The organism is Ruegeria sp. CK3 (assembly GCF_056536565.1).
Map to the genome: position 1 here is coordinate 222360 of NZ_JBQFPV010000008.1, position 14547 is coordinate 236906.

Annotated in this window: 16 protein-coding genes and 1 riboswitch; of the genes, 3 read left to right on the forward strand and 13 right to left on the reverse strand. The window is 58.4% G+C overall.

Annotated elements, in window-relative coordinates:
• Positions 1 to 2: 2 nt before the first annotated feature.
• Both ACR0C3_RS13855 and ACR0C3_RS13860 read left to right on the forward strand, forming a co-directional pair.
• The gene (locus ACR0C3_RS13855; RefSeq protein WP_170659902.1) at positions 3 to 380 is read left to right on the forward strand and encodes a DUF2237 domain-containing protein; all 378 of its coding nucleotides are present in this window, start codon (positions 3 to 5) and stop codon (positions 378 to 380) included.
• Positions 381 to 464: 84 nt separating this feature from the next.
• Positions 465 to 677 carry an antibiotic biosynthesis monooxygenase family protein gene (locus tag ACR0C3_RS13860; RefSeq protein ID WP_480758958.1) on the forward strand — a complete coding sequence of 71 codons (213 nt, stop codon included), beginning with the start codon at positions 465 to 467 and terminating at the stop codon, positions 675 to 677.
• Between the two features lie 156 nt (positions 678 to 833).
• Here the strand turns inward: ACR0C3_RS13860 and trpB are convergent, their stop codons facing one another.
• The 8 genes from trpB to ACR0C3_RS13900 all read right to left on the reverse strand — a co-directional run bounded on the left by trpB (position 834) and on the right by ACR0C3_RS13900 (position 8535).
• A complete protein-coding gene (gene trpB, locus ACR0C3_RS13865) occupies positions 834 to 2081 on the reverse strand; it encodes a tryptophan synthase subunit beta (RefSeq protein WP_480758959.1) in 1248 nt (415 codons plus the stop codon).
• 68 nt (positions 2082 to 2149) lie between these two features.
• The gene (locus ACR0C3_RS13870) at positions 2150 to 2485 is read right to left on the reverse strand and encodes a hypothetical protein (protein ID WP_480758960.1); all 336 of its coding nucleotides are present in this window, start codon (positions 2483 to 2485) and stop codon (positions 2150 to 2152) included.
• A 47-nt stretch (positions 2486 to 2532) separates the two neighbouring features.
• The gene (locus ACR0C3_RS13875) at positions 2533 to 3174 is read right to left on the reverse strand and encodes a phosphoribosylanthranilate isomerase (RefSeq protein ID WP_480758962.1); all 642 of its coding nucleotides are present in this window, start codon (positions 3172 to 3174) and stop codon (positions 2533 to 2535) included.
• Between the two features lie 9 nt (positions 3175 to 3183).
• A complete protein-coding gene (locus tag ACR0C3_RS13880; protein ID WP_170378121.1) occupies positions 3184 to 3534 on the reverse strand; it encodes a lipopolysaccharide assembly protein LapA domain-containing protein in 351 nt (116 codons plus the stop codon).
• A 7-nt stretch (positions 3535 to 3541) separates the two neighbouring features.
• Positions 3542 to 3826 (reverse strand): integration host factor subunit beta, encoded by a 285-nt coding sequence (ihfB, locus tag ACR0C3_RS13885; RefSeq protein WP_008758048.1) that lies wholly within the window; start codon positions 3824 to 3826, stop codon positions 3542 to 3544.
• A 269-nt stretch (positions 3827 to 4095) separates the two neighbouring features.
• On the reverse strand, positions 4096 to 5772 hold the full coding sequence (rpsA, locus tag ACR0C3_RS13890; protein WP_170377709.1) for a 30S ribosomal protein S1: 1677 nt from the start codon (positions 5770 to 5772) through the stop codon (positions 4096 to 4098).
• 278 nt (positions 5773 to 6050) lie between these two features.
• Entirely contained in the window at positions 6051 to 7736 is a 1686-nt protein-coding gene (locus ACR0C3_RS13895; RefSeq protein ID WP_170377706.1) for a tryptophan halogenase family protein, read from the reverse strand.
• A gap of 262 nt (positions 7737 to 7998) precedes the next feature.
• Positions 7999 to 8535 carry a hypothetical protein gene (locus tag ACR0C3_RS13900; RefSeq protein WP_480758963.1) on the reverse strand — a complete coding sequence of 179 codons (537 nt, stop codon included), beginning with the start codon at positions 8533 to 8535 and terminating at the stop codon, positions 7999 to 8001.
• 219 nt (positions 8536 to 8754) lie between these two features.
• On the opposite strand from ACR0C3_RS13900, the gene ACR0C3_RS13905 reads away from it, so the two are divergent.
• Positions 8755 to 9231 carry a YHS domain-containing (seleno)protein gene (locus tag ACR0C3_RS13905; protein WP_170640479.1) on the forward strand — a complete coding sequence of 159 codons (477 nt, stop codon included), beginning with the start codon at positions 8755 to 8757 and terminating at the stop codon, positions 9229 to 9231.
• 23 nt (positions 9232 to 9254) lie between these two features.
• Here the strand turns inward: ACR0C3_RS13905 and cmk are convergent, their stop codons facing one another.
• The 5 genes from cmk to metK form a co-directional block, all read right to left on the reverse strand.
• The gene (gene cmk, locus ACR0C3_RS13910) at positions 9255 to 9869 is read right to left on the reverse strand and encodes a (d)CMP kinase (RefSeq protein ID WP_480758965.1); all 615 of its coding nucleotides are present in this window, start codon (positions 9867 to 9869) and stop codon (positions 9255 to 9257) included.
• Positions 9866 to 11212: a 3-phosphoshikimate 1-carboxyvinyltransferase gene (gene aroA, locus ACR0C3_RS13915; RefSeq protein WP_480758966.1), complete on the reverse strand. Its 1347-nt coding sequence runs from the start codon at positions 11210 to 11212 to the stop codon at positions 9866 to 9868. The genes cmk and aroA overlap by 4 nt, the downstream gene beginning before the upstream one ends.
• Before the next feature lie 85 nt (positions 11213 to 11297).
• Positions 11298 to 12371: an amidohydrolase family protein gene (locus ACR0C3_RS13920; protein ID WP_425083918.1), complete on the reverse strand. Its 1074-nt coding sequence runs from the start codon at positions 12369 to 12371 to the stop codon at positions 11298 to 11300.
• A gap of 85 nt (positions 12372 to 12456) precedes the next feature.
• A complete protein-coding gene (trmB, locus tag ACR0C3_RS13925; RefSeq protein ID WP_170719508.1) occupies positions 12457 to 13170 on the reverse strand; it encodes a tRNA (guanine(46)-N(7))-methyltransferase TrmB in 714 nt (237 codons plus the stop codon).
• A 108-nt stretch (positions 13171 to 13278) separates the two neighbouring features.
• The gene (gene metK, locus ACR0C3_RS13930) at positions 13279 to 14460 is read right to left on the reverse strand and encodes a methionine adenosyltransferase (protein WP_475218646.1); all 1182 of its coding nucleotides are present in this window, start codon (positions 14458 to 14460) and stop codon (positions 13279 to 13281) included.
• 5 nt (positions 14461 to 14465) lie between these two features.
• Positions 14466 to 14514: riboswitch (SAM-SAH riboswitch) on the reverse strand.
• Positions 14515 to 14547: the final 33 nt, after the last annotated feature.

Sequence of the window (14547 nt, forward strand, 5' to 3'; positions counted from 1 at the left end):
TCATGCAGAAAGAAGACAGCATCAATGTTCTCGGCGGGATTCTGGCCGATTGCTCGAAAGACCCTTTGACCGGGTTCTTCCGCGACGGGGCCTGCAACACCTGCATCGAGGATCAGGGCAGTCACACCGTCTGCGCCGTCATGACGGCTGAGTTTCTGGCCTATTCGAAATACGTTGGCAACGACCTCAGCACCCCTCGACCCGAGTTCAACTTTCCGGGCCTCAACCCCGGGGACAGCTGGTGTCTCTGTGCCGGTCGTTTCCTTCAGGCGCATGACGAAGGCTGTGCGCCCAAGGTGCATCTTGAGGCCACGCATCAGCGGGCACTTGAGATCGTGCCGCTGGACATCCTGCGCCAACACGCAGCGCGCGCCAATTAAGGGCGGACGGGGAATACTCTCTATGCCAACAGCCCGCCGACATTTCGTTTCGCCAGCCTGAAACACGACAGAATGGGGAAAGCCATGAGCTTTATTGCAATGAACCGTTTCAAGGTCCGGCATGGCAGTGAAGCCGATTTTGAAAACGTCTGGAAGGAACGACAGAGCCGTTTGAACGAGCTGAAAGGGTTTCAGGAATTCCGCCTACTCAAAGGGCCTGAAGGCGACGGATCCCGCCTGTATTCCAGCCATGTGATCTGGGACAGCCGCGAAGATTTCGAAGCCTGGACCAAGTAAGAACAGTTCCGCGACGCACATAAAAATGCAGGGAACAGCAAGACCCAATCCGCCCTGATAGGTTCCCCGCAGTTCGAAGGTTTCGAAACCGTCCTGCAAGAAGGCTAAAGAAAAACCGGCCCTTTCTGGGGCCGGCGCCATTCGCTTGACCGAATATTAGTCTGCCGTGCGGCCCTCAGTATCCGACATGTCGAAGTTCAGATATTTCGCCACAGTCTGCACGTCCTTGTCACCGCGTCCGCACATATTCATGCAGATCAGGTGATCCTTCGGCAGATCCGGTGCGATCTTCATCACATGGGCCAGCGCGTGGCTGGGCTCCAGCGCCGGGATGATGCCTTCGGTGGCACAGCAGAGCTGGAATGCCTCAAGCGCCTCTTTGTCGGTGATGGCGACATAGTTCGCGCGGCCGATATCGTTCAGCCAGGAGTGCTCGGGCCCGATGCCCGGATAATCCAGACCGGCAGAGATCGAATAACCTTCGAGGATCTGGCCGTCATCGTCCTGCAGCAGATAGGTCCGGTTACCATGCAACACGCCCGGACGACCACCGGTCAATGAGGCGCAATGCTCCATTTTCTCGTTCACGCCTTTGCCGCCGGCTTCGACGCCGATGATGTTGACCTCTTTGTCGTCGAGGAACGGGTAGAACAGGCCCATCGCGTTCGAGCCGCCGCCAATGGCAGCGATGATCGTGTCGGGCAGACGGCTTTCGGCCTTCATCATCTGCTCTTTGGCTTCCTTGCCGATAATCGACTGGAAGTCGCGAACCATAGCCGGGTACGGGTGCGGACCGGCCACGGTGCCGATGCAGTAGAACGTGTCGCGCACATTGGTCACCCAGTCGCGCAGCGCGTCGTTCATCGCGTCCTTCAGCGTTCCACGGCCCGAGGTCACCGGAATCACCTCGGCCCCCAGCAGACGCATGCGGAACACGTTGGGCGCCTGGCGCTGCACGTCATGAGCACCCATGTAGACGATACATTTCAGGCCAAACTTGGCGCAGACGGTCGCTGTGGCGACCCCGTGCTGCCCTGCCCCGGTTTCGGCGATGATCCGGGTCTTGCCCATACGACGCGCCAGAATGATCTGGCCCAACACATTGTTGATCTTATGCGCGCCGGTATGGTTCAGCTCATCACGTTTGAGGTAAATCTTCGCCCCGCCCAAATGCTCGGTCAGGCGCTCGGCGTAGTACAGAGGCGACGGGCGACCCACATAGTTCGCCCACAGATCATCCATCTCGGCCCAGAACGTCGGATCATCCTTGGCTTTGTTATATTCCTCTTCCAGCGACAGGATCAGCGGCATCAGCGTCTCGCTGACAAAACGCCCACCGAAAATGCCAAAACGCCCCTGTTCATCAGGGCCGGACATGAAGGAATTGAAAAGATCGTTGGCCATGGAAGTCTCCCGCGTCGTATCCGTTGTTCATAGGAGGTAGCGGCAGGTTTTGCCATGGGCAAAACGCCTCATTCGGCAGCCAGGGTATGATGCCGCCAAAGCTCAAGCGCTTGCTCAGCCGTTGGGATGCCTATGCAAGGAAAATAGTGGAACTGGTTCACATCTGCCAAGCGGTTCGCCTCCTGCATCAGGCGACGGTGCGGGCCTGATTGGGCGAAGGTCAGCATCGCCTCGATATCGTGCCAAACGCTAAGCGAGAAATAGAGACCGTCTTGACGGAAAGTCGCCGCGTGCAAGCATAGCGGATCACCCCGCGCCTGACGCAAAGCTTGCCCTGCTCGCCAGAAAAACTCTGGCGCGTTGTACCAGTGTTTCAGAGAAACGCCGCCTATTGCCGCCAGCATGTTTTGTACCCCTCCGTCGAGAGATACGGCGCATATACGAGATCAGATCACTGCGTCGCGTCAATAAATGCCTTCATCAGCGTGGCATCTTTTACCCCCGGCGCGCTTTCGACGCCGGATGCGACATCAACCTGACGCGCGCCGGTCATACGGATCGCCTCGGCCACGTTTTCGGGGGTCAGACCACCGGCCAGCATCCACGGCTTGCGCCAGTATTTGCGTCCCGCCAGCAGACGCCAGTCAAACGCCAAGCCATTGCCGCCGGGCAAAACGGCATTCTTTGGCGGCTTGGCGTCAATCAACAACTGATCCGCCACGTCACTGAACGCATCAATCGAGGCAAGGTCAGCCTCATCGGCCACCCCGATCACCTTCATCACCGGCAAGCCATACCGGTCCTTGATCTGCTGTACGCGTTCAATCGACTCGCCCCCATGCAGTTGCAGGATATCGAACGGAGCGTTCTGCGTTATGTCGTCCAATACCTCATCCGGGGCATTCACCACCAACGCCACCTTGGCCACGCACGTCGGCACATGGGTCGCCAACTCGGCGGCCTGCTGGGGCGAGACATAGCGGGGGGATTTGGCGAAGAAGTTGAACCCCAGATACCGCGCGCCTGCATCAACAGCAGCGCGCACGTGATCAGGGGCGGTCAAACCGCAGATTTTGACAGACACATCAGGCATTGCTTTGGCTCAGCTTGCCTCATCCAGAATGGCGAGAACCTCGTCCTTGCCTTCATTCTGCTTCTTCTTGAGCTTCTTGACTTCGCGCTCAAGCTTGCGCACTTCACCTTTTTTGACGGTCGCATCACGGCGATGCTTATGCTCGCGCATCCATTCCCACAAGAACCCGATAACCAGACCGGCCACAACACCGCCCAGCACCACCAGAAATAGCGGTAGTGAGGTAGACAGGTTGAATCCCAATAGCTCGGCCAGAGGGTCGGGCATCAGCTTGAGTTCAACGGATTCTACGTTGGCAAGGGAGACCGAGACCAAGATGATCCCCAGTGCCCCCAGGAAAGCATATCGAATGTAGCGCATCATAATGTCAGGCTTTACCGTTCAATCGGTCCCTAAGCAACTTACCCGTCTTGAAAAACGGCACACATTTTTCTTCGACCTGCACAGTTTCGCCGGTGCGCGGATTGCGACCCACGCGGGCGTCGCGCTTTTTCACCGAGAACGCGCCAAATCCGCGAAGCTCGACCCGGTCGCCACGCGACATTGCGTCGGTGACTTCCTCGAAAACTGTATTCACAATCCGCTCGACATCGCGTTGATACAAATGCGGGTTTTCATCAGCAATTTTTTGAATCAATTCAGAACGGATCATGCGCGCTACCCTCCCAGGCGACCGGTTTACCATCTCTAGTGTTCTGGACAGTATAGAAAAAAACCCGGTTCGGGGGAACGTAAACTCTGTGTGTTGTAGCTGCTATTTCGGGCAATCTCGCATGATTTTTCGCTTGAACACCCAAAATCCCGTTCATGCACATAGTATGTACATTTTAGCGCCCAATTTGGGAACTTGTTGATTCGCAACAAAAACGGCCCCGCACACATGTTCGGGGCCGTTGAATTGTATCGGGTCAGAGACCGGATTTAGTCGCCGGATTTCAGCGCTGCACCCAAGATATCGCCCAGCGATGCGCCCGAGTCGGAGGAGCCGTACTGTTCCACGGCCTCTTTCTCTTCGGCGATTTCGCGTGCTTTGATCGACAGGCCCAGACGGCGGGTCTTGCTGTCGACATTGGTGACGCGGACGTCGACCTTGTCGCCGGTGTTGAAGCGCTCAGGACGCTGTTCGGCGCGGTCACGGCTCAGGTCCGAACGACGGATGAACGATTTCATGCCTTCGTACTCAACCTCGATGCCGCCATCTTCGATTGCGGTCACTTCGACGGTGATGACCGAGCCACGCTTCACGCCGCCCACGGCTTCGGCGAACTTGTCACCGCCCAGGGCTTTGATCGACAGCGAGATACGCTCTTTTTCGACGTCAACTTCCGAGACAACGGCCGAAACCATGTCGCCTTTGCGGTAGTTCTGGATCGCATCTTCGCCACGCTCGTCCCAGGACAGGTCGCTGAGGTGGACCATGCCGTCGATGTCGCCTTCGAGGCCAATGAACAGACCGAATTCGGTGATGTTCTTGACTTCGCCTTCGACTTCGGTGCCCTCGGGGTGTGTTTCTGCAAACACTTCCCATGGGTTGCGCTGAGTCTGCTTCAGGCCCAGAGACACGCGACGCTTGGCGCCGTCGATTTCCAGGACCATGACGTCGACTTCCTGGCTGGTCGAAACGATCTTGCCGGGGTGGACGTTTTTCTTGGTCCAGGACATCTCGGAGACGTGCACCAGACCTTCGACACCAGCTTCCAGCTCGACGAACGCGCCGTAGTCGGTGATGTTGGTGACGCGACCCTGATGGACCGAACCCAGCGGATACTTGGCAGCAACCAGATCCCACGGATCTTCCTGCAGTTGCTTCATGCCCAGGCTGATGCGGTGGGTCTCTTTGTTGATCTTGATGACCTGAACCTTGATGGTTTCGCCGATCGTCAGGATCTCGGACGGGTGGTTCACACGGCGCCATGCCATGTCGGTGACGTGCAACAGGCCGTCAACGCCACCCAAGTCAACAAATGCACCGTATTCGGTGATGTTCTTGACAACACCCTCGACGGTCTGACCTTCGGACAGGTTGCCGATGACTTCGGCACGCTGTTCGGCACGCGATTCTTCCAGGATAGCGCGGCGCGACACAACGATGTTGCCACGACGACGGTCCATTTTCAGGATCTGGAACGGCTGCTTCAGACCCATCAGCGGGCCAGCGTCGCGCACGGGGCGAACGTCAACCTGCGAGCCGGGCAGGAACGCAACTGCGCCACCCAGATCGACGGTGAAGCCACCTTTGACGCGACCGAAGATTGCACCTTCGACGCGCTGGTCGTCGGCATATGCTTTTTCCAGACGGTCCCACGCCTCTTCACGGCGGGCCATCTCACGCGAGATGACAGCTTCGCCACGGGCGTTTTCTGCGGCGCGCAGGTAAACTTCGACCTCGTCACCAACAGCGATTTCAGGGGCTTCGCCGGGATTTGCGAATTCTTTCAGATCAACGCGGCCTTCCATTTTATAGCCTACGTCGATGATGGCTTGGCCGGCTTCGATCGCCAGAACCTTACCTTTGACAACAGAACCCTCTTCGGGCGTGTCCATTTCGAAGCTTTCATTCAGGAGGGCTTCGAATTCCTCCATGGATGCGTTAGCCATGTGGCGTTGTTTTCCTTTACATACGTTTTTGCTGGCCGAGCGGTTGTTTCCGCCGGTCTTGTTTCATGATGTCTTAGGGCGTGACCCGGTGCGCATCTGACTACACAAACACAAAGGGCCGAGGTAACCCGGCCCTGCTCAGATACGTCATCCGGACGTTAACCGCCCTTGTTCAGACAGCGCGCGTATAGGCTGTTTCAGCCAGATACGCAAGGGCAAAGCCTAAATCTCGGCACCGCAACAGGTGTCGAAGATTACTTTGCCCAATTCTATGCGCCCTAGAACAATTGCAGGTCCTTCGCACCGCTTTGGATTTCGGCCAGGTTCGGCATGTTCTGCACCACAACAGGAGTCGGCTTTGCGCCCGGCATGGCCACAGTAGGCTTCACTGCAGCCGCCTTGCCAAAAGCTGGCTTCTTCAACTCACCCCGAATATCGCGCAGAAGCGTTTTGTGATCCGGCATTGTTTGCAGAATCTCATTGAGATGCATGCGCGCGCCCTTCCACCAGTGGAACCAGATCGGTTTTTTCAACGGACGCAGTCGATCACGGATGCCTTCGCCATAGCCCGTATCATAGACCTGTTTGCCCAGCAGAACCGTTTGATAGACGCGGTGATCGAATAGGGATACGAACTCGATATCATGCTCCATCGGCAAGCGATGCTGCCAGAGTTCAAGGTTCTCGGCCAACCTGTCAGGCAGTTTCATTTCGGTCCGCGCGTCGATCCAGTATTGGTCATCGGTGCGGTTACCAAGGCGGTAGTGCAAACAGATAAACTCCAAAACTTCGTTGTAGAGCTTGTCCATCTGCCGGTTGTAGCGCGTCCGCAAGGCCGGTTCGATGTCCTGCGTCGGCAGATGCTCGGCAAACCAGCGCACGGCATGGTCGATCATGTGAATCGCGGTGCTTTCCAACGGCTCGATGAACCCGCCAGATAGGCCGATCGCCACGCAGTTCTTGACCCACGCGTTTCGCACGCGCCCAACGCGCATCGGGATCACGCGCGGCGTCAGACCCTTGCCGCTGTCGCCCAGCCACTCAAGATATTCATCTGCTGCCTGATCATCCGTCCGGTGCGCAGACGAAAACACATAGCCCGTGCCGACTCGGTTGAAGAGTGGCACGCGCCATGTCCACCCCGCCCCAAGCGCGGTTGAGCGGGTCAGGCTTTCAATCTTTTCCGGATCCGGATGTTCAATCTGCAACGCCATGGCCCGGTCATTCGGCAGATAGTCCGAGTAATCCATGAAGGGTTCACCCAGAGCCTGATTGATGATCAGACCACGGAACCCTGTGCAGTCAATGACCATTTCAATGTCATGACGGCCTTTGCGCTCGAGCATCAGGTGACTGACATTGCCCTGCTCATCCAGCTCGACCGATTGCACCTCATCCTGAATATGCTCAACACCGCGCTTGGTGCAGACCTTGGTCAGCATGCCCGCGAACTTCACGGCGTCCAGGTGATACGCGTAACCAAAGCGCTGCTCGAATTCCGGTGCCCCCAAGGGCCGAGCGCCCTTGCACATCCGACCCAGATCATCATGCGGCGAAATGGACTGGGTGAAATCCCGATCCCCGTTGCCAAAACGCAGGAAATACTCGGCCGTCTCCAACCCCTCCAGCATCTGACCATGGGCAAACGGGTTCACATAGTCGATGCGATTGCCCTTGGCGTCCTTGTTCCAATTGCAGAACTTCACGCCCAGCTTGAATGAGGCATTGGTTTCGCGAAAAAAGTCCCGTTCGGAAATGCCCGCTTGCCTCAGCGTGACCGGCATTCTCGGAACCGTTGCCTCACCCACACCGACGGTCGAGATATTGGGGCTTTCGATCAGGCAGATACGTGGGCGATCCTTGGGCGCGGAGGTGCGCGACAGCACCATCTCCAAAATCAACGCGGTCATCCAGCCCGCGGTCCCACCACCCACGATGGTGATTTTGCGCAAACGTTTGGTCATGTTTGTCTGTCCCTGTTGGCTTAGGGAATTTTGTGGCTGCTTCCCCCTTTTTTGGAGGTTTACGGCGGCCTTCCCTTTATTGCTTGTGAGGGGAGCATAACAGTTTTGCTACGTCTGGCTAGAGTCCTGTCGATGTGGCTATTTTACCCTTCTTGCGCAGATGCTTACTAGGTTTCACTTGATCTTTTAGCCCCAATCTGATGGCGATAAAAATCCGGTAACGGCGAGGTGTGTCAAATTGAAACTCGACCACGTTCCAGGTTCAGATCTCTTCGCCCTTTTTCAAAAGCTCATCGATCAGCGCACGCTGCAGATCGCCGCTGTCACCCCCTCCGAACTCAGCCGCCCCGCCCGAATATAGAGTGCCATAGGTGTTTGCGATGTTCACCGTCTGCGCCAGGCCCGAGATCAGCTGATCCTTTTTCAGCGGCGACAGAGGGTGGATGAACACGGCCCACAGGGTTCCGTTCGCAATCGCATAGCGCGCGTCCAGCGTGCTGTCGAAATTGGCCTGCATCATCCGTTGCAGATCCTCCGCAGACAGATCCGCCGTGCTGCTGATGGGCACCATGGCGCGCATTCGATCGGCCACTACATCGGTGATCACCAGAACTGGCACATCCGCAATGGTGATCTGGAACCCCGGCCCGCTGGGCTGCGTTTCTGGATCAAGCGCAAAAAGAATCCTGCCCAACCGCTCATACGTCATCGGAGGTTCGCCCTCAGGCACGGGCGGTTCGGCCTGCTGCGCGCTCACGCTGCCGGCGATGAGGAACAAAATCACAGCTAGTCGGATCATGAGGCCGCTCCCATAGTTGCCCCCCTACCTTAGAAAGCAACCGGGTCACTGGCCAAACAAAGCTGTGTGAAGTGTTTTTGCGTGTAATCCAGATTTTTGAACGATCTGCACAGTTTCGCGGCTTACCTGCGATTACACGTACAAGACTCAAGTCCTAACTTTGTCACATCGGCCGAGGGGATACCTCAGCCCGGATCTGAAAATGAAAGGATGACCCAAATGAAATCGCTCGTCTTCACTGCTTTTGTTGCTGCGCTTGCCCTGTCGGCCCCGGCCTTTGCTGCGGATGAAATCAATGTCTCCAAAGGCATCTCGGCGGCTGGCGCGCCGCTTGCTGCGCATGGGGTTGATCTGGTCGCACTGGTCAACAGCGGCAACCCGGTCGAGGGTTTTGCCACCCACTCGGCCACCTATGATGGCGCGTCCTACTACTTCACCACGGCCGAAAACCGCGAGGCCTTTGAGGCTAACCCAGCAGCCTACCTACCCCAGCACGGCGGCTTCTGCTCATTCGGAGTTTCGGTCGGCAAGAAGTTTGACGGCGACCCGGATCAGTACCTGATCGCGGACGGCAAATTGTTCCTGTTCCTGAACGCCGAAACCCGCGCCGCCTTCTTGAAAGACGTGGTCGGCACTATCAAAACCGCCGACGACCAGTGGGCAAATATCAAGAGCATCGCCGTCGGCGAACTCTGATCCCCTAAAACAACGGCCCGCAGTTACGCTGCGGGTCTTTTCTGCGTGATGATTTCGACAGCCTTCTCCAAAGCGTCGTCGATGCTCAGTTCGGACGTGTCCAGCAGAACGGCGTCTTCGGCGGGTTTCATGGGGGCGGTGCTACGCTCCGCATCGCGCGCGTCCCGTTCGCGCACATCGGCCAGGACCTGATCACGCGTTACATAAGACCCTTTGGCGCTAAGTTCCAAAAACCGGCGTTCGGCCCGAACCTCAGCGCTGGCGGTGACGAACAGCTTTACCTCAGCCTCGGGGCAGATCACCGTCCCGATATCGCGCCCATCCAGTACTGCCCCGCCCGCGCGCCGGGCAAAGGTACGTTGGAAATCGACCAGCGCGGCCCGTACCTCAGGGATGACAGCAACCTTCGAGGCGGCCTGCGCGATCTCAGCCGTACGCAGATCGCCTTGCTCCAGTTCCTCTGCGGTCAGAGCTTGGGCCGCAGCGACGGGATCAACCCCATCCAGCACGCGCCGTCCTACCGTTCGATACAACAGCCCCGTATCCAGATGAGCAAACCCGAAATGCGACGCGACGCCTTTCGAGATCGTCCCCTTGCCCGCCGCCGCTGGGCCATCAATGGCGACGGTAAAGCTCATACCCGTTCGACCTTGGCACCCAACGAGGCCATCAGCGGCTCGAAGATCGGGAAAGAGGTCGCGATCGGGCCGCCATCATCGACCGAAACCGACGTTTTCGCGCCCATGCCCATCACCATGAAGGACATCGCGATCCGGTGGTCCAGAAAGCTCTCGCAGGTGCCACCACCGGGAACGTTGCCGATGCCCAGCCCTTCGACCGCCCACCAATCGTCACCTTCATTCACAGTCACGCCATTGGCCCGCAACCCGCGCGCCATCGCGTCGATCCGGTCGCTTTCCTTGACGCGCAGCTCTTTCACGCCGCCCATCATCGTGGTGCCGGTCGCATTGGCGGCAACCACGGACAGAACCGGGTATTCGTCGATCATCGAGGCCGCGCGCTCGGCCGGGACCTCGATCCCCTTCATGTTGGGCGAGTATTTGGCGCGCAGATCGGCGACGGGCTCACCGCCCTCTTCGCGTTCGTTTTCATAGGTCAGGTCCGCCCCCATCTCACGCAGAGTGGTAAAGAGGCCCGCACGGGTCGGGTTCAGACCGATGCCGGGCACCAGCACGTCCGAACCGGGGGTGATCAGCGCCGCGCAAACCGGGAAAGCGGCACTCGACGGGTCACGCGGCACGGCAATGACCTGAGGTTTCAGCTCGGGTCGACCGGTCAGCGTGATCACGCGACCTTCATCTGTATCTTCAACGGTGATCTCGGCCCCAAAACCGGCCAGCATCCGTTCCGAATGGTCACGGGTGGCCTCTTTCTCGACCACAACGGTCTTGCCGGGGGAGTTCAGGCCCGCCAGCAGAACGGCCGACTTCACCTGAGCCGAAGGAACCGGAACCTCATAGCGGACCGGGGTCGGGTCCGCTGCGCCCACGATGGTCATCGGTAGGCGCCCGCCCGAGCGGCCAACCGCCTGCGCGCCGAACAGCGCAAGCGGATCTGTGACCCGCGCCATCGGGCGTTTGTTCAAGCTAGCATCACCCGTGAAGGTCGCCGTGATCGGAGAGGTTGCCATCGCGCCCATGATCAGCCGCACGCCGGTGCCCGAGTTGCCACAGTCGATCACCTGATCGGGTTCGGCAAAGCCACCGACACCGACACCATGCACGGTCCATTCACCGCCGCCATGGTCGGTCACCTCGGCCCCGAAGGCACGCATGGCCTTGGCAGTGTCCAGAACATCCTCGCCCTCAAGCAGGCCCGAGATCTTGGTTTCCCCAACCGCCATCGCGCCAAGGATCAGTGACCGGTGCGAGATCGACTTGTCGCCGGGCACCTCAGCCGTTCCGTTCAACGGGCCGCAGGGATGCGAGGTCATCGGGATGGGCGTGCCGTGTCCGGACATGGGGGCTCCTGTTTTCGCTATCAGTCCATGCCGATTAGCGAATTGGGACCAGTTGGTCCAGCGGCAATAAGGGTATGGGTGTCTCTCAGGTCTCTCCCAGCCATTTTGCCGGGTTTTCCTCGGCGATTTGGCGAAAGATCTCTTCGCCCAGAACGTTGCGCAACCGGATACAGACCGCCTTTTCTGACAGCGCCTCTTGCCGGGTCATGTAGTAATCCGACCCGAACAAAACGCGCGACCGCAGGCGTTCGCTTTCCTCATCCTCGCCCATCAGGAACAAACGCAGGAACGGCGCATAGTCTTCGAACTGGAAAAGGGTGTAGGAGATATCCGTCCACAGGCCTTCGAAGTCTCCGCTGCCGATCAAGTCGCGAATGGATCTCAGCCAATTCCGGTTGAATGCATCGTCCAAAGGGTCGCTGTGATCGGGATTGACGTAGGCATGCCAGTCTCGCTGCCCACCAAAATGTGCCAGACAGATCCGAAGGTTGGGAAAGGCGCGCATCACCGGGATAAACGCCTCAGGCTCTGTATAACGGTCGGCCCAATAGTCGGAAAGATACCGCCCCTGAACCCCGCCACGCGAACAATGCGACATCACCGGCAGGTTTTTGTCCTGCAATCCCGGATAGACATGCTGCATCAGAACCGGGTCATTCGGTGCAAACCCTAAACGGGGATAGAGTTTGACCCCACGAAACTTCAGATCATCAATGGCACGCCACAGTTCAGTGGCATTGGGATCAGCCCGCGGGTCGATGGTTGCGAAGGGAACCACCGAAGGGCCAACCTCTGGGTCAGTGGAGAGCTGCGCCAGTTCGTCGTGCTGGTCGCGCAGGGGCACCTCAGGCGCGCCGAAGCCAAAGGCTGACAGATCCATCGGCAAGACGACAAAACGGGTATTGCTGGGGTAATGTCGCTGCAGGTTATCCAGAATCTCGCGCTGGCTGCCCTCATCCGTTTCCTGCTGAAAACGATAGAGCCGATCCAATTTTTCAGCGACGCCAGGCTGGCCGATCAGTCTGGCACCGAAAGCCAGAGCCTTGATCAACCATGGCATCTTCTTGAACGGTTTGAGCGCCGGATAGGGATAGTCCTCGGGCACGTGGCGCGAGTGAAACAGATGCGTGTGGCAGTTGGTAATCCGAATATCAGACATGGTAATCCTTGAAATAAGCTATGCTGAAAACGCGTAACGCGCACAGCCTAGCATAGCGTGCAGGATTACAAAAATTTGAAACCGATCAGGCGTCTGTCCGGCGGAAGGTCAGATAGTGCGGTGTCCGCCCTTCCCGCAGGGCCTTTTGCTCATAGCGGGTCGAGATCCAGTCGTCCCAAGGCTCGCGCCAATCGACAGGGCGTTCAGCCAACCACTCGAAACCGGCGCGGGGTACTTCCTCAAGCGTCTGGCGCACGTAGTCAGGAATGTCGGTGGCAACACGGAAGATCGAGCCGGGCTTCAGGACACGCGCCAGAGGCTCCAGATGTTCGGGCGTCACGAAGCGGCGGCGGTGGTGGCGCGTTTTGGGCCACGGATCTGGGTAGAGCAGGAAGGCGCGTGAAATGCTGGCTTCTGGCAGCACATCGAACAGGTCGCGCGCGTCACCGGGATGCACCGCGAGGTTTTCGACCCCAGCCTGACGGATCTTGCCGAGCAACATGGCGACGCCGTTGATGTAAGGCTCGGCCCCGATGATTCCGATATCGGGGTTGTTCGCGGCCTGATGCACCAGATGTTCCCCACCGCCAAAGCCGACTTCAAGCCAAACATCCTTACCGCCAAACAGCGCATCGAGGTCCAGCGGGTGGCGTTCGGGGTTCGTCTCCCAATCCACGGCACCGGGCGACAAGGCTTCGAGGTCTTCGTTCAGATACGTCTTCTGGCTTTGCTTCAGGGTTTTGCCCTTGAAGCGACCATAGAAGTTTCTGCGGGGGCGTTGGGGTGTCTGGTTGCTCATGGCGGTGCCCTTACTGTGGCGCGCGCCGTGTGACAAGGGGCTGACCCTCGGAGTATCTCGAAAAAGAGAAAGGGCGCATCCTGCGAGACGCGCCCCTTTTGTCTTGGATCAGACTGCCGCTTTCAGGGCTTCGATGAGATCAGTGCGTTCCCAACTGAAGCCGCCATCGGCAGCGGGTTCACGGCCAAAATGACCGTAAGCTGCGGTGCGCTGATAGATCGGCTTGTTCAGTTGCAGATGCTCACGAATGCCGCGCGGGGTCAGATCCATGACCTGACCAACGGCTTTTTCGATCACAGCGTCTGCAATCTGGCCGGTTCCATGGGTATCGGCGTAGATCGACAGCGGCTTGGAGACGCCAATCGCATAGCTCAACTGAATGGTGCAGCGTTCTGCCATACCGGCGGCAACCACGTTCTTGGCCAGGTAACGCGCGGCATAAGCAGCTGAGCGGTCCACTTTGGTCGGGTCTTTGCCCGAGAACGCCCCGCCACCATGAGGCGCCGCGCCGCCATAGGTGTCGACGATGATCTTGCGGCCAGTAAGGCCTGCGTCCCCGTCCGGGCCGCCGATTACGAACTTACCGGTCGGGTTCACGTGCCATTCGGTATCGGCACTCAGCCACCCTTCGGGGAGGGTTTCGGTGATGTAGGGCTCGACGATCGCACGGATGTCGTCCGAGGTCAGCGCTTCATCCAGGTGTTGCGTGGACAGAACGATCGAACTGACGCCAACCGGCTTGCCATCGCGGTAAACGACGGACAGCTGCGATTTCGCGTCCGGGCCCAAAGCAGGCTCGGTGCCGTTTTTACGCACTTCGGCCAGACGACGCAGGATCGCGTGCGAATACTGGATCGGGGCTGGCATCAGCGCAGGTGTTTCCGTCGTGGCGTAGCCGAACATGATGCCCTGATCGCCTGCGCCCTCATCCTTGTCACCCGAGGCATCAACGCCTTGAGCGATGTGAGCAGACTGTTCATGCAGCAGGTTCGTCACTTCGACTGTTTCGTGGTGAAACTTGTCCTGTTCGTAACCGATATCCTTGATACAGGCGCGCGCGATCTCGTCGATGCGCCCCATATAGTCGTGCAGCTTTTCCTGATCAGACAGACCTACTTCGCCACCGATGACGACCCGATCGGTCGTAGCAAAGGTTTCGCACGCCACGCGCGCTTCGGGTTCTTCATTCAGAAATGCGTCGAGTACGGCGTCCGAAATCCGGTCACAGACTTTATCCGGGTGCCCTTCGGAAACCGATTCCGAAGTAAAGGTGTAGTTCTGTCGGGACATAAATGTGCTCCACTGAAGTTCCTCTGCCACGCCAGGAAGCCGTTGTGACAGGCACCAAGGGCATACGCGCCTTGCGAAATGGCGTCA